Genomic DNA, 18,456 nt, shown 5'->3' on the forward strand with positions numbered 1-18,456 from the left:
ACTATTTGGTGCATTGTCGGAATTATCTTTCACTCTTTTTAAGACAGTTGACGTGGAGTTAGCGTGATTAAAGCCGTCATTAGCGGAACCGGTCTGTACACACCGCCTGCAACCATTGATAACGATGAGCTGGTGGAGGCATTCAACGCCTTCGTGGAGCTTGAGAATGCCCGAAACGCAGACGAAATCTCCCGTGGCGAAAGGGAACCCTTGCAACCCTCGTCCTCTGCCTTTATCGAGAAAGCATCCGGGATCAAACGCCGCCATGTGATTGACAAGCAAGGTATTCTGGATCCGGAGCGGATGGCTCCGTCGATTCCGGACCGCAGCAATGATGAACCGTCAGTGCAGTGCGACATGGCCGTTGCGGCCTGTCACGAGGCGTTACGGCAGGCCGGCAAAACCGCAGCTGACGTGGACGCGGTGATTGTCGCCTGTTCCAACCTGCAGCGGGCGTATCCGGCCATTTCCATCGAGGTCCAGGAGGCCCTGGGTATTGATGGCTTTGCCTATGACATGAACGTCGCCTGCAGTTCGGCAACTTTCGGTTTGCAGGCGGCGGTGAATTCCGTGGAAAATGGCAGCGCTCGCGCGGTGCTGGTGGTGAGTCCGGAAATCTGCTCAGGCCACCTTAATTTTCGCGATCGCGACAGCCATTTCATTTTTGGTGATGCCTGCACCGCGATCCTGGTTGAGCGGGAATCCGATGTTGCCGCCGGTCAGGGCTTCGAGATTCTCGGCACCAGCCTCAAAACCAGATTCTCGAACAACATCCGCAACAATTTCGGGTTCCTGAACCGTGCCGATGAATCCGGTTTGGGCAAGCCGGACAAGCTGTTTGTCCAGCAGGGCCGGAAAGTGTTCAAGGAAGTGTCGCCGCTGGTGGCAGAGACCATACTGTCTCAGCTGCAGCAGTTGACCCTGGTACCTGACAATCTGCGGCGCATGTGGCTGCATCAGGCCAATCTCAACATGAACCAGCTGATTGCCCGGAAGGTGCTCGGGCGCGACGCCACCACCGATGAGGCCCCGGTGATTCTTGACGAATACGCCAACACCAGTTCCGCCGGTTCGATCATTGCCTTCCACAAGAACAAGGACGATTTACAGACCGGAGATCTCGGGGTAATTTGCTCGTTCGGTGCCGGGTATTCCATCGGCAGCGTTGTCGTGCGCCGCCGATAGCCCCTTTGATCAATGGGTTGCCAGGGCTCGCAGGGAGTCCGGCAACCGGGTCGATGAGCGGTTGACACGGTCAAACCAAACGATCTTCGCATAGCCCTCGGCGTACAATTCCCCGGTTTCGGCGTCTGTCAGGGTGTGATAGGTGTCAAGGCTGGTATTACCCGCCTTGTCAGCGTATGTTTTGACCACAATTGTTGCCGGGTGGTTCAACTCCTTCAGAAAAGTCGCGCTGGTCTTTATAATGATCGGACCGTCCGCGGCCTCGGAGCCGCCGAGGTTCATGGAGTTCAGCCACACAATCCGGGCTTCTTCGAAAAAGCGGAAATAAACCGTGTTGTTGGCGTGGCCGTAAGCATCCATATCACCCCAACGCAGGGGCGTGGACAAGGTGTTGACTAGATTTCCCGGTACTGACATCGGGTTCCTCCGAACCTGAGAACGAATAAAAAGAATAACAGAGCCGGTATTCTCGACGAACAGAAACGGAATTAACAACCTCAGGCTCTTAGATGACACATTTTTATTTCCGGCGCCCGTCGCCGACGCTGGTTTTATTCGCGGTGCTTGCCCTGTTTGCCGGTGTGTCGAACGTGGCCGCCCAGAACATGCAGGAGCCGGCGCCGGAGCAATCGCAGCCGGTGAAAGAATCGGATCCCTACGAGAATTGGAACCGTAAGGTATATGGCTTCAATGAGGCCATCGACGATTGGTTCCTGCGCCCCATCGCCACTGGGTACAGGACGGTCATGCCCGGTTTTGCGGATCGGGCCGTCACCAACTTTTTCAATAACCTCACCGAAGTTCGAAATTTCGCGAACAGCCTGTTCCAGCTCAAGGGCGAGTCTGCGGTGGTTGCGGCGGGTCGCTTTACTTACAACACCGTATTTGGCCTTGGGGGGCTGATTGACGTCGCCACCGCCTTCGAGCTGCCGGAACGTCCGGAAGATTTCGGTCAGACACTGGGTTATTGGGGAATGAACTCCGGCCCTTACCTGATGTTACCCTTTCTGGGCCCGTCCAACCCCCGTGATCTGACCGGTTTCGGCACGGATATGGTGTTACTGCCGTCTGCGTGGGATTATGCCGAAACCCCGGACGTGTATTACGCCCGTGGCTTGCAGGTTGTCGATAAGCGCGCTGATCTGATCCCCGCTGAAGGCTTTATGTCCGGAGACGGCTATACTTTCGTGAGAAATGCCTATCTGCAGCGGCGGGAGTTCCTGATCAATGATGGTAAAACCACTTCCGATCCGTTTGCTGAAGAAGACGAAGACCTGATGCTGGAAGATTTCTGACGCCAATGACCGACGACCGCATTCGCAAGTTTCGCAAAATGCTGGCGGAGGCCCCCAATTACGAAGTTTGGAAAGCCGCTGCCCTGGAACTCGATTTCCTCGAGGGCAGCGCGGAGTGGAAAGAGGATTTTGTTTCTGATCTTTACCATTACGAGCTGATTTACGATCGGCTCAGCAATCTCCAGCAGTACCGTCAACAGAACGATGTCGAGCGCCTGAAGCGCGCGCTCCGGGAGGGGCTGCATCACGACCTGGGGAACATGGGGAACCCAGCGCTCTATACCCAGTCACGGGTGGGCACCAAACATCTGATTGAAGAGTATATCGTTCAGGTGTGTGAGGCGCTGGATTTCCTCTGCGATCACCCCGTGCCGGGTTTTCCGGTTTCTGAAAAGCTCCAGTTCTTCCGCGACACCCTGAACAGCTATGGTCGCCCGACACTCCTGCTCAGCGGCGGCGCGACTCTGGGCATGTTTCATTTCGGCGTAATCAAGGCGCTCTGGGAGAAGGGGCTATTGCCGCAGGTGATTGCCGGTTCAAGTATTGGTGCCATCATTGCAGGCATACTGGGTGTGCATACGGACGCGGAAATCCCGGAAATGCTGGTGCCGGAAAACCACCACCTGAAAGCCTGGAAATGGCGGGGGCTGCTCAGCGCCATGCGGGGTGACGGCCTGATGGATCAGGATCAGCTAAAGTCCTGCCTGCGGGCCAACATGGGTGAGCTGACGTTCGAAGAGGCGTATCAGCGTACCGGGCGTTCCATCAACGTTAGCGTCTCACCGGTACAGGCCCATCAGAAGGCACGGTTACTGAGTGGATACACCTCCCCGTACCTGCTGGTCTGGAGTGCCGCACTGGCCAGTGCGGCGGTCCCGGGTATTTTCCCGCCGGTCACTCTGATGAAAAAGGACATGCACGGGCACTTGCTGCCCTACATGCCGAAGCTGAAGTTTGTGGATGGCTCGGTGGTGAGCGATCTACCCATCGAGCGTCTGATGCACCTGTACGACGTCAACTACACCATTGTCAGCCAGACCAATCCCCATGTGGTTCCGTTTCTCGCCCGGGGCGGGCGGGACGAAAAACTCAGTCTTGCCAAGTTGCCGGTGCACCTGATCAAGTCGGAAATCCAGTTTCATGGCCAGGGGTTGTTCGACTACCTCCGTAAGCGGGTTCGCCCGGAAATCCTTCGACAGATTTCCGGACAGATGTACACGATCATGGCGCAACGTTATTCCGGCGATGTCACCATAGCGCCGAATTACCGTTTGCGAGATTTTCGCCGTATGCTGAGTAACCCGGAGCCGGCGTATGTGCGGGAAATGATCCTCGCTGGTGAGCGCGCGACCTGGCCCAAGATCTCAATGATTCGTTCACACGCCCGGATATCCAAGACCCTTGAGCGCTGCGTCCGTCGTCTGAAAAACCAGCAAAAACGGGCCACCGGTGAATTGAGGCTGGTCAGCAATGCCGAATCCGGGAGCTCTTGAGATGACACGCCAGGGAGCCGGGCGGTATGATGATCGCGTCATCGGGGGCGACGTCTGTCCCTGCGACTTTTTCTTTCTCCGCCTGAGCATCTGACTGGACACTCATGTACTACGATTTCTTCGGTTTTCGGGAACCCCCGTTTTCGATTGCTCCGGATCCCCGCTACCTGTATCTGAGTGAGCGCCACAAAGAAGCCTTGGCGCATCTCATGTATGGCGTCCAGGGGCAGGGCGGATTTATTGTCATTACTGGTGAGGTGGGCACAGGGAAAACCACCGTCAGCCGCTGCTTTATTGAAAATGTACCCGACCACGTCGACATCGCCCTGATCCTCAACCCCAGGCTGTCCGCGCGCGAGTTGCTGTCGTCGGTTTGCGATGAGCTTGAAATTTCTCACCCCCTGGGTGCCAGCATCAAACAGCTGGTTGATCTGATTAACGCCGACCTGCTGAAAGCCCATGCGGCGGGCCGCCACAAAGTGTTGGTGATTGACGAGGCACAGAACCTCTCCGCAGACGTGCTGGAACAGCTGAGGCTGCTGACCAATCTGGAGACCGCTGAAAAAAAACTGCTTCAGATTGTGCTGCTGGGGCAGCCGGAACTTCAGGCGTTGCTGGCGCGACCGGAGCTTCGTCAGTTGAACCAGCGAGTGACTGCCCGCTATCACCTGGATGCGCTGGCTGCGGACGAGCTGCCGGGCTACCTGCGCTACCGGCTCGGTGTTGCGGGGCTGCGGGCCGATATTTTCAGCGCCGGGGCAATCAAGACATTGTTCCGCGTCAGTGACGGCATTCCGAGATTGGTCAACCTGATCAGTGACCGAGCCTTGCTGGGGGCCTATGCGGAAGGCGAACACGTCATTACCCGCAGGCACATCCGCACGGCCGCACACGAGGTCAACGGTGGTTTGTCTGCCAGAGTTACCTCTCGAAGCGGGGGGAACAAGCGTCACTGGCTGATGATATCGGCATCTGTTTTGCTGGCGCTTTTTGCCACTGTACTGCTGCTCGATCGCTGGAATTCCGATGCAGTGTCGCCGAGTCCGCAAGCCAGCGAAACCATACAACCACTGGCAGGTGCCATCGAACGCCTCGAGGACGCGATCGAGAGCGAGACCCAGACCCAGAACCAGAACCAGAACCAGAACCAGAACCAGAACCAGAACCAGAAAGAAGACCCCGCGCAGGCCGACCTCCCGACGTTTCCAGCGTTGGATTTCGCCCGCCAGACCAGCTCGCGAACCGGAGCCTACCGTTTGCTGTTCTCAATCTGGGATCTGGAGTATTCGCCCTCGGAAAACCCTGCCGAGTGCCTGTTTGCCGTGACAAACAATTTACGATGCCTCGAGCGTCAGGGCACCTGGCGGAGCCTTTCGTTCCTGGACAGACCCGCCATATTGGAGCTGCGCAATACTGAAGAGGTTACGGGAGAGGATTCCCAAGCAGGTCGGAGGGGGGCAACCGGTTATGCCGTACTGCGCAGCATCAACGGTGAGGAGGGGGTGCTGATCACCGCGGACGGTTCGCAGACGGTGAGTGTCGGTTCCCTTGAGCGCCTCTGGACCGGAAAGTTCACCGTGCTCTGGCAGTTGCCGTCCTATATGCTGGGTGAGCGCGATGAGACCCCGGCTGCCCGTGCCGGCATGGCCGCCAGAATGATGGAATTGGCCGAGCTTCACAGCACTGACCCCACAGAGAACGACCGGATCAATCGGATGGACCTTACCGAGCAGATAAGGTGGTTTCAGAGCAAGAAAGGCTTGACGGTGGATGGCATTGCCGGGCCCATGACCCTCATTCAGATTAATAATGATCTGGACGCAGACCTCCCGCGGCTCAGCGACGGCGCATCGGGTGGAGGGAACTGATGTCCTACATTCTCGACGCCCTCAGAAAATCCGAAAGCGAGCGTCGTCAGGGCAAGGTCCCTGACCTGGGCCAGCAGGTTCAGATCATTCATAAACCGCGAAAGAAATCGGTCCCGCCTGCTGTCTGGATCACGATTGCCCTGATCATCAATGCCGTGGTTCTGGCCTTCATTTTCTGGCCAGTGATGGCGGAGAAGATTCGCACGTCTGCTGCGCCGGAGATACGGGATGTGCCAGAAACTCAGGAAACCACGGAAACTCAGGAAATGTCTGCGGTTAACCTGCCCGATGTGCCCCCGGTGGGTGAGCCTGAACTCGCTGAGACCGGGGAGCCGGAGCCGCGGCTGGCGCCTACGATTATTGTACCGGACCGCAGGTTGCCGGTGGCGTTCCCCGCTGAATCCGAGCAAATCCCGGAGGGCCGTGTACCGCATCTTGTTGAACTACCCGTGCCCTTTCAGAGAAGCATTCCCGATTTGAAGTTCAACAGTCACATCTACGCCTCAGAGCCGTCGGCGAGACGGGTAATGATCAACAACCAGTACATGCGGGTAGGCGACAGCTTTTCCGGCATTCGCGTTGAGCGCATCACCGAAGAGGGGGTGGAACTCAGCAAGGAAGGCCGCCGTTTTCGCGTGGGTGTGGTACGTGACTGGATGAGCCCCCGCTGATGGCCCTCGCTGACGACACAAAGCAGCAGATTCAGCAAAGTTACCGGGACGTGCTGGCAGGCAAGGATATTCGTGCCCGTTACGGTCAACGCCTGATGATTGCGGAAATCGCGCGGTATATGGGCGATATCACGGAAAATGATGGCCAGCGAACCTCTCCGCCGTCGGCCTGTGTGGTGGAGGCCGGTACCGGTACCGGGAAGACCCTCGCTTACCTGATTGCGGCCATTCCGGTTGCCAAGGCGCTGGGTAAGACCCTGGTCATCTCGACCGCCACGGTCGCGTTGCAGGACCAGATCGTTCATAAGGATCTGCCGGATCTCAAGAAACACAGTAAAATGGACTTCTCCTGGACCCTGGCGAAGGGCCGCGGACGCTACCTTTGCATGTCGCGGCTGGAGGCAAGACTGCACGATGAGGGTAACGGCGACAGCGATACCATGCCGCTGTTTCTGCTGGACGGCCCTGGGCATGAAGAGCCGGGCACCCGTGCCTTCTTTGAGGAAATGCTGGCCAGCTACGGGTCCCGCACCTGGGATGGTGATCGGGACCACTGGCCTGACCAGATTCCCGATGACGTCTGGCGCCAGGTCACAACCGATCACCGCCAATGCACCAACCGGCATTGCAGCTACTTTGACAGCTGTGCGTTCTTCGACGCCCGTAAAGACCTGGACGATGCTGATATCGTGGTGGCCAATCACGATCTGGTGCTGGCGGATCTGGCATTGGGCGGCGGCGCCATTCTGCCGGAGCCGGAGAATGCCCTGTTCATTTTTGACGAAGCCCATCATTTGCCCGACAAGGCCCTCAACCACTTCGCCGCGTCGGTTCCGCTGAATGCCACGCGCCAGTGGCTCAAGCAGCTTTCGCAGGCCCTGGGTAAGATGCAACCCTACCTGTCGCCGACGACGCTGGCGGCCAAGACCATTGATCGTGTCAGCCATGCCTCCCGGGAGGTGGACGTGGCGCTGACAGAGGCCTACGACGAAGCCGAGCAGAATACCGGCTGGGAATTCAGTGAGGAACGTCGTTCTGCCCAGTGGCGCTATCCGGAAGGTGAGTTGCCGGAAGCACTGGCGGATTTGGCCGCAAACGCGCGCCTGGTAACCGCCAACCTGGTTCGTCAGCTGGGCGTGTTGGCGGACGAGCTGCAGAAAGCCTTTGATGAGCGTAAAGAGCATGAGGTGGATCGGGAGACGGCGGAGTCCTGGTACCCGGTGATCGGATCCTTTCACGCGCGTTCGGAAGAGCAACTGAGACTCTGGGCAGCCTGGTGTGAGCCCACGGCAGTGAAAGCCGAGGAGGGCGCGTCTGGCGAGGAGGCGCCGTCAAAGCCCAGGCCAAAGCTGAAAAGCCCACCAGCGGCCCGCTGGGCTGTGCGCCAGCGCTGGGATCATGCTGAAGATATCACCCTCTATAGCAGCCCGGTACTGGCAGACAACCTGTTGTATTCCCGTTTGTGGTCGCGGGCCTACGGCGCGGTGTTGACCAGCGCCACTCTGACAGCGCTGGGACGATTCGACCGCCTTCAGGCGAGGGCGGGTCTACCGGAGGCCAGCCGCTTCCTGGTGGTGCCCAGTTCTTTCCGCTATGCCGAAATGGCCACGGTGGAAGTGCCGGCGATGACCGCCATGCCCACCGATGATGCGTTCACGGACGCGTTGGTGTCACGATTGCCGGACTTGTGGGCCGGGGAGAAGGCCACGCTGGTGCTATTCACCTCCCGCCGGCAAATGCAACTTGTGCGGGATGCGCTGGCGCCGGAATACCCGGACCTGATTGTCACCCAGGACGACATGGCCAAAGGCGAAGTGCTGCGCCAGCACTGTGCCCGCGTCGATGAGGGGCGACCCAGCGTGTTGTTTGGCGTCGCGAGTTTTGCCGAGGGAATCGACTTGCCCGGCAAGTACCTCGGCCACGTGGTAATCACACGCCTGCCATTTTCGGTGCCGGATGATCCCATTGAGGCCAGCCTCGCCGAGTGGGTGACTCAGCGGGGTGGCAATCCGTTCATGGAAATCACCGTACCGGACGCCTCCATCAAGCTGGTGCAGGCCGTGGGCCGACTGCTGCGCACCGAGCAGGACACCGGACGGGTGACCATTCTTGACCGCCGCATTATTGCACGCCGGTACGGCCAACTGCTGTTGGACGCGCTACCGCCGTTCCGCAGGATCATCGAGCACTGACCGTTCCCTGCCCATAAAAAAAGAGCCACTCGATGAGGAGCGGCTCTTGTCAAAGGGGGTTCGTTTAGAACCCGGGCGTCGAAACAACGCGGAACAAGAAGTCTGAAGGCCTGAAGTTTCAGAATTCCCGGTGAGGGCTCGCCTCACCATGGGGATCATCATAGAAGAAGGCGGGGCGTACCCGGATCGTCCAAAGGGCGTAGTGGGGCGGATTACTCCGGGAAAACTGTGACGTGCATCACAACGTGATGCCGCCAGATGACGGCGTCAATCCAGCAATCCCAGTTCCCGCGCTCTTGCCAGTGCCTCCGTGCGGCGACTGACCCCAAGTTTGCCGTACAGATTGCGGATGTGAGCCTTTACCGTCGCCGGGGCGACAGTCATCCGCGTGGCAATCTCCTTGTTGGCAAGCCCTTGGTTAATCAATTCGAGAACTTCCAATTCCCGTTGGCTCAGGGGTTCGGCAAGGGCGTCATTGCCTGATTCGGGCGGCTTTACGTGCGGGCGTTGTTCTGCGACTTCGGCCCGTTCAGGGGCAACCGGGTCCAGATTCCGGAGCATGTCGAGCACACGGCCGTTCCAACTTGACGGCGCATGCAGCGCCGGGAGGTCCAGCAATCGCTGGCGAATGGCCGCACTTTCCTCGGCAAAGATCCGCATGAAGCCCGCCTCCGCCCCTTTCTTTACAGCCAGTGTCAGTATCTCATCCGCTTCCTCTGTCCTGTTTGCGCAGTACAGGGCCTCCGCATGCACGGTAAGGATTTCCACCAGATGACGGAAATGCTGATCCCTCTCTGCGCCTGCGCGCATCGGGGTGAGCAGTGCAATTGCCTCGTCAGCGCGATGTGACGCCACGAGAACTCGGGCGGTGCTGATCTGGTTCTGCTCGAAATTAAGGGGGTTGGAAAATGCCTCGCCTTTCACCGAATCAACCCATTGCATGGCCTGTTCAGGGTGCCCCGAGGCAAGGTAACAGCGAGACAAGAGGGCCGAACACGCCGGTGGCTCGAACACGATGTGATCGCGGCGTCGCCGAGCTACCGATACTGCATCCTCGAGGGCCGATATGGCGTCCTCATGGCGCCCCTCGCTGAATGCCAGGTGGCCGCGAACATACTGAATGATGACATGCTGGCCAGGCTCGGTGCCGTTGGTGACGTGGTCCAGCAGCGGCGCAAGGTGCGATGCCGCCAGCTCGGGTTCGTTGCGTTCCCGGTAGATCTCGGTCAGTGCGCTGTTCTGCCAGCAGGATATCAGCCTGGGCTGGGACGGATCAGAATAATGCTGGTCGACCCAGCGGCGAACCGATGTGCAGGTTTCCAGCGCCTCATCGATATCTCCGCGGTTGTACTGGATCCACGCCAGCAATCCGCCACTGGAGAGGACTGTGCTGGGTTTGCGTTCGAGCTCGCCGTATCTTACCGCTGAACGAAGCGCTTCCTGGGCCGATGCCAGATCCCCCTTGCCGTAATAATCGAGACCCACACCGTAGTAGGTTACCGATTTCAGCGGAATACGGGTGTGGTCGATATCCCGAAGCACCTGTTGGGTAAGATCTGACGCGCTTTTTTCGTCACTACGGGTGCGCGCCAGGTAGGAGCGAATCAGTGAGATTTCACTCTGCAGGCCCAGCGCACCCTCCGCATCCGGGTGGGAGTCCGCCACCCGGCGGTCGAGCATGTCTTCCAGGTCTGACAACAAGGGTTCCAACACGTCCACCCGGTTGGCAAAGAACAGCGACCAGATTCGCAGCATCTGCAATTGGGGGCTGTCGTCCACGGTAGCCACGGGTAAGGCATCCAGCCATTGCAGCACGGGCAGGTGATACCCGCCATGAATCAGGTTGTTGCCGTGTTCAGCAAGAACCTGTGCCAGCCAGGTCCAGTCCTGTTGCCGAACGATCTGGGCTATGCCCTCCTGAACGTGATCGTGGGTCATCAGCCACTGCACGGCCCGCTGCCAATGTAGGCGGGCCGATTCCGGATCGCGCGCCCACGCCCTTTTCAACAGGGCATCCCGGAACAGGTCATGGTATCGGAACCAGTGATTTCGGGTGTCCAGAGGGATCAGGAATAGGTTCTGGCGCAGCAACTGCTCAAGCATCGTCTGACTGTTTGATGTGTCGCGTACGCGATCACACAGCGATGCGCACAAGCGCGGACAGCAGGCGGTGCTGGTCAGAAAATCCCGGATTGCCTGTGGCTGCTGCTCCAGCACCTCGGTAAGCACGTAATCGTTAATGCTGCGCTCGTCGACATCCACAGAGATGGCGGAGGCGGTGGGCGAGCCGCTGGCATCCGTCGCGCCTGTCAGCGCGGAGAGCTGCATGGCAGCCACCCAGCCCTCGGTCTTTTGAAGAATATGACGGATGTCATGTTCGGACACCTCCATCTCCATCGTCTCCCGGAAGAAACGTCGGCACTCGTCCTCGGAGAAGGCGAGCAGAGCAGGGTGCACGTCTTCAATCCAGCGTCGGACCCGCCAACGCGCGAGCGGCAGGGAGGCTTCGGTTCGCGAGGTGAGAGTCAGGGTGACCCCGGGCGGGAGGTAATCCACGAAATACGCCAGCTGGCGCTGGATTTCCGGGTTTCGGATGAAATGGAAGTCATCCAGAACCAGTGACCAGTTGGCACCGTCGCTGGACAGGGCGTTGATCAGGGCCGTGATCGGGCCCTCAAGTTCTTGAAGCGAGCAGTGACTGAGTTGTTGACGACAGGTGTCCATGCCTGCCAGTCCGCTGTGTTCGAAGGCACCGGTCATGTATTGCCAAAAACGCCTGGGTTCGTTGTCATGCTCATCGAGGGACAGCCAGGCGGTAGAAGACCCGAGTTGAGCGCACCACTGGCTGGCCAGGGTGGTTTTGCCAAAACCGGCCGGCGCGACCACAAGGTTGAGACGCTTGGGAGCCCCCGGTTGCAACAGACCGTATAACCGCTCGCGCCTTACGGCACGGGGGTCTGAGGTGGGTCTGAGGAACTTGGTGGTGAGAAGCATCTTTTCCCTGAATGCGCTTGAAGTGTCGATACCGGATTGTGTGCTTTGTCACACTGAAGTCAAGGGAGAGAGCTGCAAAAACGTCATTAGCGATGCGGCGTTATTCGATTTTTGGTCTAAACTGACTGAGACAGGTTTTGTATACTCAAAAAGAATGAAAAATATTATTGTTATACGTATTCTGTTCCTTACGGCAGGGCCGCAGGAACAGAGCACAAGCGGCCCGACATTTGCGGGCGTTCAGGGGAGCGACAGGGTCGATGAAATTACAACAGTTGCGCTATATCTGGGAAGTGGCACACCACGATCTCAATGTATCGGCAACCGCCCAGAGCCTTTTCACTTCACAGCCGGGGATCTCCAAACAGATCCGTTTGCTCGAGGACGAACTGGGTCTTGAGGTATTTGCGCGCAGCGGCAAGCACCTCACCCGCATTACGCCCGGGGGTGAGATCATCATTCGAGAGGCCGGAGAGATTCTCCGACGGGTCGAGGGTATCAAGAAGATTGCTCAGGAATTCAGCAATCAGCGGAAGGGCGATCTGAGTATTGCCACCACGCACACCCAGGCCCGCTATGCGCTGCCACCGGTGATCAGCGGGTTCATCGAAGCCTACCCTGACGTATCTCTGCACATGCACCAGGGCACACCCATGCAGATTTCGGAGATGGCGGCTAATGGCGCAGTAGATTTTGCCATTGCCACAGAAGCCATGGAGCTGTTCAACGACCTGATCATGATGCCGTGCTACCGGTGGAATCGCAGCGTTATCGTGCCGCGGAATCACCCGCTGGCAGCGCTCTCCGAGTTGACGCTGCCGGAACTCGCCAAATACCCGTTGGTGACCTATGTGTTCGGGTTTACCGGCCGCTCAAAGCTGGATGAGGCGTTTCAGTCACAGGGACTGACCCCGAAAGTGGTGTTTACGGCGGCGGACGCCGATGTCATCAAAACTTACGTCCGCCTGGGCCTGGGTGTTGGCATCATCGCCAGCATGGCCTTTGATGAAAAAGTGGATACCGATCTGGTCGCGCTGGATGCCCGCAAGCTGTTCCGTCCCAGTGTAACCCGCATCGGATTCCGCAAGGGCACCTTCCTGCGGGGTTATATGTACGACTTTATTCAGCGCTTCGCGCCTCATCTCACCAAGGACAGTGTCGATGAGGCGGTCGCGCATCAGGGCAGTCGCTCAGAAATCGAAGAGCTGTTCAAGGACGTGAATCTGCCGACTTACTGATTGTCACTCGCGATCAGGTTACCTGCGTGCAGGCCACACTCTTTCTGTGTGGCCTCTTCCCACCACCAGCGTCCTTCCCGCTCATGCTGGCCCGGCAAGATTGGCCGGGTGCAGGGCTGGCAACCAATGCTGACAAACCCCTTTTCGTGCAGGGCATTGTAGGGAACCTCAGACATCCGGATGTAATCCCAGACTTCTTTTGAGGTCCAGTCAGCGAGTGGGTTGAATTTGATCAACTGATGGGTATCGCTGGAAAAGGCGCTGTCGATCTGCGCCACCGGCACCTCGTTGCGGGTACCCGGGCTCTGGTCCTTGCGCTGGCCAGTGATCCAGGCATCCACCGTGGCCAGCTTGCGCCTCAGCGGATTGACCTTGCGGATGCCACAGCACTCACCGTGGCCATCTTTATAGAAGCTGAACAGCCCCTTACCGTTCACCAGCTCCTGTACCTCCGTGGCATCCGGAAACAGCACCTCTATCTCAATGCCGTAATGCTGACGCACTTTCTCGACAAACTCGTAGGTTTCCGGGTGCAGCCGACCGGTGTCGAGAGTGAAAACCTGCAGGTTGTCTGTCAGCTTGTGGGCCATTTCAATCAGTGCTACGTCCTCGGCACCACTGAACGAGATCGCAATGTTATCGAATCTGGCCAGGGCCGCTTTCAGGATGGCGCGCGGGCTTTGGCCGTCCAGTTCCTGTTGTAACGATGCAATATCAGTCATGAGAAGGGTTGTCCGTGATAAATGTGTGATAAATCTACCATTAACCGCTGCTGGCCTGAAGGAATCTGGTTGTATAACCTTATAGCGGGCAAGATGCACGATGCATTCGGCGGCGTATTTTCTTATCATACGTGCCGACTACCCGCCGCGCTGCTCATCGGCGCTGTAACTACTGACTTGATTAGCAGGAGAACACTGTGGAACTCGCGTGTCTTGACCTCGAAGGCGTACTGATCCCGGAAATCTGGATCGCGTTTGCAGAAAAAACCGGCATTGAGGAACTGAGGGCAACCACCCGCGACATTCCCGACTACGACGTGCTGATGAAACAGCGTCTTCGCCTGTTGGACGAGCATGGTTATGGCCTGCCACAGATTCAGGAAGTGATCGGAGAGCTGGACCCGCTGCCCGGTGCCAGGGAATTCCTCGACTGGCTGCGAGAGCGGTTTCAGGTGGTCATTCTGTCAGACACCTTCTACGAGTTTGCCATGCCGCTGATGAAGAAGCTGGGCTATCCGGCGCTGCTGTGCCATAAGCTGGAAGTGGCGGAGAATGGGCAGATCACCAATTACCTCTTGCGTCAGCGGGACCCGAAGCGCCAGTCGGTGCGGGCGTTCCAGCTGCTCAATTACCGGGTCATTGCGGCCGGTGATTCCTACAACGACACCACCATGCTGGGTCAGGCTGAAGCGGGCATTCTGTTCCACGCACCGCAGAACGTGATCGATGAATTCCCGCAGTTTCCGGCGGTGCATACGTTTGAGGAACTCAGGCAGGAGTTTCTGAAAGCAAGTGCGGTGCACAGCGAGACCTGATCGGTCTCAAGTGTTGAACTGCTCCAGAAAAGCCATGAGGGGACGCACTTTGGTCAGCGTCTCCTCATACTCAGCCTGCGGATCGGAATCCGCGACCACCCCTCCGCCTCCCCAGCATCGGATGGTACCCGCGTCGTCACACAGCAGCGTACGAATGGCGATGTTGCTGTCCAGTATGCCGTTCAATCCCCGGTAAAATACCGATCCGCAGTACGGCCCGCGCCAGTGCGGCTCCAGCTCACGGATGATCTCCATCGCGCGGATCTTCGGGGCACCGGTGATCGACCCTCCGGGAAACGCATCGATCAATGCTTGCATCGGCGACACGTCTTCCCGAAGCGTGGCACGGATGTGACTCACCAGGTGATGAACGTTGCGGTAAGACTCCAGTGAAAACAAGGCGTCCACGGACACGCTGCCTGCCTCGGCGCTGACGCCCAGATCATTCCGCAACAGATCCACAATCATCAGATTCTCGGCGCGGTCTTTCTCCGATGCCTGCAGTTCGTTCGAGTAGGCCACATCCTGTGCGGACGTATCGCCGCGTGGTCGGGTGCCCTTGATGGGGCTGGTCAGGATCGTTTTGCCGCGAATTTCCAGAAACCGCTCCGGAGACACCGACAGAATGCTCTGCCCGCCGGCCCGGATAAACGCGCTGTAGGGTGTCGGGTTTTCAGCGGCCAGCGCCTGGAACGCGTGCCAGGGATTGCCGCGGAACTCTCCGCTGAATTCCTGGGACAGGTTCACCTGATAGCAGTCACCTGCGCTGATGTAGTCTCGAATGGCGCTGACGCTATCGCGGTAGTCCCGTGCGGATTGCCGCGGGGCAAAAGGCCGGATCATTGTCCAGTCGGCGGGCCCGGGGGCAAGATCGGACTGCAACCAGCGAGCCAGCGTTTCAAGGGTACGTTGCTCACATGCCGGGTGAATCCACAGATAATACGTCCCACTTGTGCGGTTGTGGCTGGCAGTCCAGAGATAGAAGCCCGCATGCAAGAGGGGAGTATCGACATTCGGGCACAGGGGCGCCAGGCGTTTTTCTCTGACATAACCGAGTTCGTAGCTCAGGAAACCGATCCAGCCACCGCTCAGAAAGTCCGCCGCTATTGACGAGTCGAGTGCGTATTTTTCGACCACCTGTTCCATCTCGTCGGCGAGTCCGGACAATCTGGCCCGGTCCGACGATTTGCTGTTGACCGTTATGGATTCGCAGGCAAGGGCGGAGAAGCCACAAAGCAGACCCCGTGCATTTCCCTCACCGGTACTGCCTATGTAGGCGAAATCCGGTGCCCCAGACGCTTGCGCCTGAAGTCTCTGGTACTCCTCTCGGGTAAGTAGTCTGGAAACAGATAGGCTCAAAATTTCCCCGTGAAATATAGAAGATGATACACAGGCCACAAAACGGGCATTGTGAGGCGTAAAGCCGCACTGATCTAATAATAAAGCAGTATGTTCTGCTCAGATCGGTGGGTTGATACGCCAAGGTATTTTACCCGAGTTATAGGTTTCAAATGTGGAAATCAGATCAAAATAAAAAGGACACCTGTCATGCAAAAGATGAATCGTTTCATTTTCGGTGTTGCACTCGCCGCTGTGAATTTTCTGCCCCTATCAGTTGCCGCTGAGGAGGAACAGATCGAAGTGCAAATACCTGAAAACAGTGTTCTGTCAGATGGCAAGCTTTCCAGTGAGGAATTGGCACGATACGCAATTGTCGGGCAGGAACAGCTGGTCAGGTTGACGGAAAAGGCGACGCAAGAGTACACAGTAGGATTGCAGGAAAACGATAGCACTATGCCAGCCGCCTGGATGCTGCTGAACGATGGCGAGACCATCAAGCGGATCAACATTGACGGCCAGACCGGCCAGACGCCCGCAAGTGTGCGAATTCTGATGTATCGGGCCGCGCTGAAGTCGATCGCCCGACGAGGTAAGATCAATGCTGCCGTCATTCTGTACACCGGCAAGGTTAAAGAGGGCGAGAAAGCTGAGGCTTTGGTTATCGAACATGAGCACCGGCTCGGTATTGCCGGGAACAAGATCATCCCCTACACCATCGAAGATGGAAAAGTTTTTTATTCTCAATCTGTTACAAAAGAAAAGCCCTTTGAGATGTTCTATGACGATCGAGGGCAGGCGCCCACGAATCAAATCTGAAGATGAGATGTGAATCCCGTTTGTTTCAGGTTGTAAGCAATGCGTTAAGAAGTGTGAATGCAGTCACGGACTAGGACTGTAAAACAATCTTAAATGGCCTCGTGGGGTAAGGGACTCCACGAAAAATACAAACTCAGATAATAACAACATGAGTTTATAAGGAGATAAATATGAAAGGCCTGAAGAAAATCGCACTCGCAACGGCTGTAGCCGCTGCTCCTTTTGCAGCTCACGCTGACCTGAAAGCCATGGATGACAGCGCAATGGGCAACATTACCGGTCAGGCCGGTGTGACCATTGAGCTCGAAACCAAAGTCAGCATCGGACAGTTCAAGTACACTGATGAAGGCTCGTTCGCGGTCAACGACATCATCCTTGGTGGTGCCGGTGTAACTACTGACGGTGCAGCTGCGGGTTACAATGACCTGCTGGACCAGCTGAAAATTGACATCGATGTTGCAGACGACGGCGACGCTGTAATTCACGTAGCGACTCTCGATGGTAATCCGATCGACTGGGGTTTGAAGGTTGGGTCCATGGAGCTTCTGGCTGGTACTACCGGTTCAGACAGCACCACGCTGATCTCTAACATGAGCGGCTACGGTAACCTTGCTCAACTGGATATCCGTGTGGATACCGCTACTGACCACCTTAACATCGTAGCTGCATTTGACGTGCAGGATATGGATTTCGACGTTGAATTCCTGGGTATCGGCGTGCGTGACATGACCATCTCCGGTGCAGGCGGTAACTTCGACTACGATGGTGATGGCTCGGTAATGACAGCTGATGCTGACGGCGAATTCGGTTTGGATCCGACTTCCAAGGAAGCACAGGTTCTAGCTGGTTTCGCTAACGTGAACTTGGACGTCTACAAGGGTGCTGGTCTGGGCGCATCAACTGCCACCGACGTGCTGCGTATCGACGTGAACAACGTCTACATGGACATGTCCATCGGTGCTGTTGAAATCGGTGGAACTTCCATCGGTTCGTTCGCCATCGACAACCTGGCGATCACCGACACCAAGCTGGCTGTTTACGGTCACTAAGCTGACCTGACACCTATGGTGTTGAACGCCCCGCTTAGGCGGGGCGTTTTTGTTTCTGGATGAGTACCGTCCAGGCAAAAAAAACGGCACTTTCCAGTGCCGTTTTTTTGCGTCCCGTTAAAGTAAAGTGCCCAGTTAACGATCCGGGACCGCAATGGACAGATCAAATCCGCCGCCGGGCCGCGGCGTCAGGGTCACGGGCCCTTCGTTAATGGCCTGCGGGACTTCGATCCGGTCAATCCCAGGAGGGTTACCTATGGAAAAGTTCAGATTCTGGCCATCAAACCCGACACCGAGTTGATCGTTCAGGAATGTTTGGGTGAACGGCTCGTCGGGGATCTGCGCCTGCTGGCCAAAAATGATCGGCTGAATCGGGGGTGTGAAGTCTGCCGGTGGGCGCGCCCGGGCCAATTCTTCCTGGGGTAGCAGCAGTGCACGGCGCAGGAATTCTTCCTCTGCGCTTTCCAGCGCATCCGACGTGCCCTCGTGCTGGTAACGTTGCATTGCCTCCCGGTAGGCTTCCTCCTCGGCTTCCGTCAGGACCGGCTCGCCGGGTGAGATGGTCAACGACCGAATGATGCGCTGGCGATCAGCCTCGCTTTTACGCTGATCCTTGGGCACCACGATCACGGCAGAATCCTTGACGTAGGTCTCGACCATTTCGTCAGAGGTCATGGTCTGAACACCGGCCAGCAGACTGCTGCTGAACAGCGCGGCACCGGCTGTGCTGATGATGGCGATTGAGAGGGAAGTTCGGCGTGTCATGGTGTAGCCTCT

15 protein-coding genes are annotated in these 18,456 nt (G+C 57.5%); 10 read left to right on the plus strand and 5 right to left on the minus strand.

Annotated features, from left to right (window positions below; translation table 11 throughout):
• Positions 1-63: 63 nt before the first annotated feature.
• Positions 64-1,185: a beta-ketoacyl-ACP synthase III gene (locus R0125_RS06865; protein WP_248181090.1), complete on the plus strand. Its 1,122-nt coding sequence runs from the start codon at positions 64-66 to the stop codon at positions 1,183-1,185.
• A gap of 9 nt (positions 1,186-1,194) precedes the next feature.
• On the opposite strand, the gene R0125_RS06870 is transcribed toward R0125_RS06865, so the two are convergent.
• Positions 1,195-1,602 (minus strand): acyl-CoA thioesterase, encoded by a 408-nt coding sequence (locus R0125_RS06870; protein WP_248181091.1) that lies wholly within the window; start codon positions 1,600-1,602, stop codon positions 1,195-1,197.
• A 92-nt stretch (positions 1,603-1,694) separates the two neighbouring features.
• On the opposite strand from R0125_RS06870, the gene R0125_RS06875 reads away from it, so the two are divergent.
• The 5 genes from R0125_RS06875 (at position 1,695) to dinG (ending at position 8,704) form a co-directional block, all read left to right on the plus strand.
• Entirely contained in the window at positions 1,695-2,480 is a 786-nt protein-coding gene (locus tag R0125_RS06875; protein ID WP_410797569.1) for a VacJ family lipoprotein, read from the plus strand.
• 5 nt (positions 2,481-2,485) lie between these two features.
• On the plus strand, positions 2,486-3,973 hold the full coding sequence (locus tag R0125_RS06880) for a DUF3336 domain-containing protein (RefSeq protein ID WP_317237638.1): 1,488 nt from the start codon (positions 2,486-2,488) through the stop codon (positions 3,971-3,973).
• A 104-nt stretch (positions 3,974-4,077) separates the two neighbouring features.
• The gene (locus tag R0125_RS06885; RefSeq protein WP_317237639.1) at positions 4,078-5,841 is read left to right on the plus strand and encodes an ExeA family protein; all 1,764 of its coding nucleotides are present in this window, start codon (positions 4,078-4,080) and stop codon (positions 5,839-5,841) included.
• Positions 5,841-6,512, plus strand: coding sequence for a general secretion pathway protein GspB (locus R0125_RS06890; protein WP_317237640.1), 672 nt, complete (start codon positions 5,841-5,843; stop codon positions 6,510-6,512). The genes R0125_RS06885 and R0125_RS06890 overlap by 1 nt, the downstream gene beginning before the upstream one ends.
• Positions 6,512-8,704: an ATP-dependent DNA helicase DinG gene (dinG, locus tag R0125_RS06895; RefSeq protein ID WP_317237641.1), complete on the plus strand. Its 2,193-nt coding sequence runs from the start codon at positions 6,512-6,514 to the stop codon at positions 8,702-8,704. The genes R0125_RS06890 and dinG overlap by 1 nt, the downstream gene beginning before the upstream one ends.
• Positions 8,705-8,971: 267 nt before the next feature.
• Here the strand turns inward: dinG and R0125_RS06900 are convergent, their stop codons facing one another.
• Positions 8,972-11,698 (minus strand): LuxR C-terminal-related transcriptional regulator, encoded by a 2,727-nt coding sequence (locus R0125_RS06900; protein WP_317237642.1) that lies wholly within the window; start codon positions 11,696-11,698, stop codon positions 8,972-8,974.
• 260 nt (positions 11,699-11,958) lie between these two features.
• Between R0125_RS06900 and cysB the strand changes: the two genes are divergently transcribed.
• Positions 11,959-12,936, plus strand: coding sequence for an HTH-type transcriptional regulator CysB (gene cysB / locus R0125_RS06905; RefSeq protein WP_248181097.1), 978 nt, complete (start codon positions 11,959-11,961; stop codon positions 12,934-12,936).
• Here cysB and R0125_RS06910 read toward each other — a convergent pair.
• Entirely contained in the window at positions 12,930-13,658 is a 729-nt protein-coding gene (locus R0125_RS06910; RefSeq protein ID WP_248181098.1) for a phosphoadenylyl-sulfate reductase, read from the minus strand. The genes cysB and R0125_RS06910 overlap by 7 nt on opposite strands.
• A gap of 197 nt (positions 13,659-13,855) precedes the next feature.
• Between R0125_RS06910 and thrH the strand changes: the two genes are divergently transcribed.
• Positions 13,856-14,473, plus strand: a complete 618-nt coding sequence (thrH, locus tag R0125_RS06915; protein ID WP_317237643.1) for a bifunctional phosphoserine phosphatase/homoserine phosphotransferase ThrH — start codon at positions 13,856-13,858, stop codon at positions 14,471-14,473.
• A gap of 6 nt (positions 14,474-14,479) precedes the next feature.
• Here thrH and pabB read toward each other — a convergent pair whose 3' ends face one another.
• Positions 14,480-15,640, minus strand: a complete 1,161-nt coding sequence (pabB, locus tag R0125_RS06920) for an aminodeoxychorismate synthase component I (protein WP_317237644.1) — start codon at positions 15,638-15,640, stop codon at positions 14,480-14,482.
• 381 nt (positions 15,641-16,021) lie between these two features.
• Here pabB and R0125_RS06925 point away from each other — a divergent pair, with 381 nt between their 5' ends.
• Entirely contained in the window at positions 16,022-16,630 is a 609-nt protein-coding gene (locus tag R0125_RS06925; protein ID WP_317237645.1) for a hypothetical protein, read from the plus strand.
• Between the two features lie 170 nt (positions 16,631-16,800).
• The gene (locus R0125_RS06930; RefSeq protein ID WP_248181102.1) at positions 16,801-17,679 is read left to right on the plus strand and encodes a DUF6160 family protein; all 879 of its coding nucleotides are present in this window, start codon (positions 16,801-16,803) and stop codon (positions 17,677-17,679) included.
• A gap of 135 nt (positions 17,680-17,814) precedes the next feature.
• Here the strand turns inward: R0125_RS06930 and R0125_RS06935 are convergent, their stop codons facing one another.
• The gene (locus R0125_RS06935) at positions 17,815-18,444 is read right to left on the minus strand and encodes a hypothetical protein (protein ID WP_317237647.1); all 630 of its coding nucleotides are present in this window, start codon (positions 18,442-18,444) and stop codon (positions 17,815-17,817) included.
• Positions 18,445-18,456: the final 12 nt, after the last annotated feature.

It is taken from the genome of Marinobacter sp. M-5 (assembly GCF_032911545.1).
Taxonomy (GTDB): domain Bacteria; phylum Pseudomonadota; class Gammaproteobacteria; order Pseudomonadales; family Oleiphilaceae; genus Marinobacter; species Marinobacter goseongensis.

Bases quoted from the DNA above. Each gene is read 5' to 3' on its own strand.
- R0125_RS06870 (WP_248181091.1), bottom strand. From the start codon at position 1,602: ATGTCAGTACCGGGAAATCTAGTCAACACCTTGTCCACGCCCCTGCGT.
- R0125_RS06875 (WP_410797569.1), top strand. From the start codon at position 1,695: ATGACACATTTTTATTTCCGGCGCCCGTCGCCGACGCTGGTTTTATTC.
- R0125_RS06880 (WP_317237638.1), top strand. From the start codon at position 2,486: ATGACCGACGACCGCATTCGCAAGTTTCGCAAAATGCTGGCGGAGGCC.
- R0125_RS06885 (WP_317237639.1), top strand. From the start codon at position 4,078: ATGTACTACGATTTCTTCGGTTTTCGGGAACCCCCGTTTTCGATTGCT.
- R0125_RS06890 (WP_317237640.1), top strand. From the start codon at position 5,841: ATGTCCTACATTCTCGACGCCCTCAGAAAATCCGAAAGCGAGCGTCGT.
- dinG (WP_317237641.1), top strand. From the start codon at position 6,512: ATGGCCCTCGCTGACGACACAAAGCAGCAGATTCAGCAAAGTTACCGG.
- R0125_RS06900 (WP_317237642.1), bottom strand. From the start codon at position 11,698: ATGCTTCTCACCACCAAGTTCCTCAGACCCACCTCAGACCCCCGTGCC.
- cysB (WP_248181097.1), top strand. From the start codon at position 11,959: ATGAAATTACAACAGTTGCGCTATATCTGGGAAGTGGCACACCACGAT.
- R0125_RS06910 (WP_248181098.1), bottom strand. From the start codon at position 13,658: ATGACTGATATTGCATCGTTACAACAGGAACTGGACGGCCAAAGCCCG.
- R0125_RS06925 (WP_317237645.1), top strand. From the start codon at position 16,022: ATGCAAAAGATGAATCGTTTCATTTTCGGTGTTGCACTCGCCGCTGTG.
- R0125_RS06930 (WP_248181102.1), top strand. From the start codon at position 16,801: ATGAAAGGCCTGAAGAAAATCGCACTCGCAACGGCTGTAGCCGCTGCT.
- R0125_RS06935 (WP_317237647.1), bottom strand. From the start codon at position 18,444: ATGACACGCCGAACTTCCCTCTCAATCGCCATCATCAGCACAGCCGGT.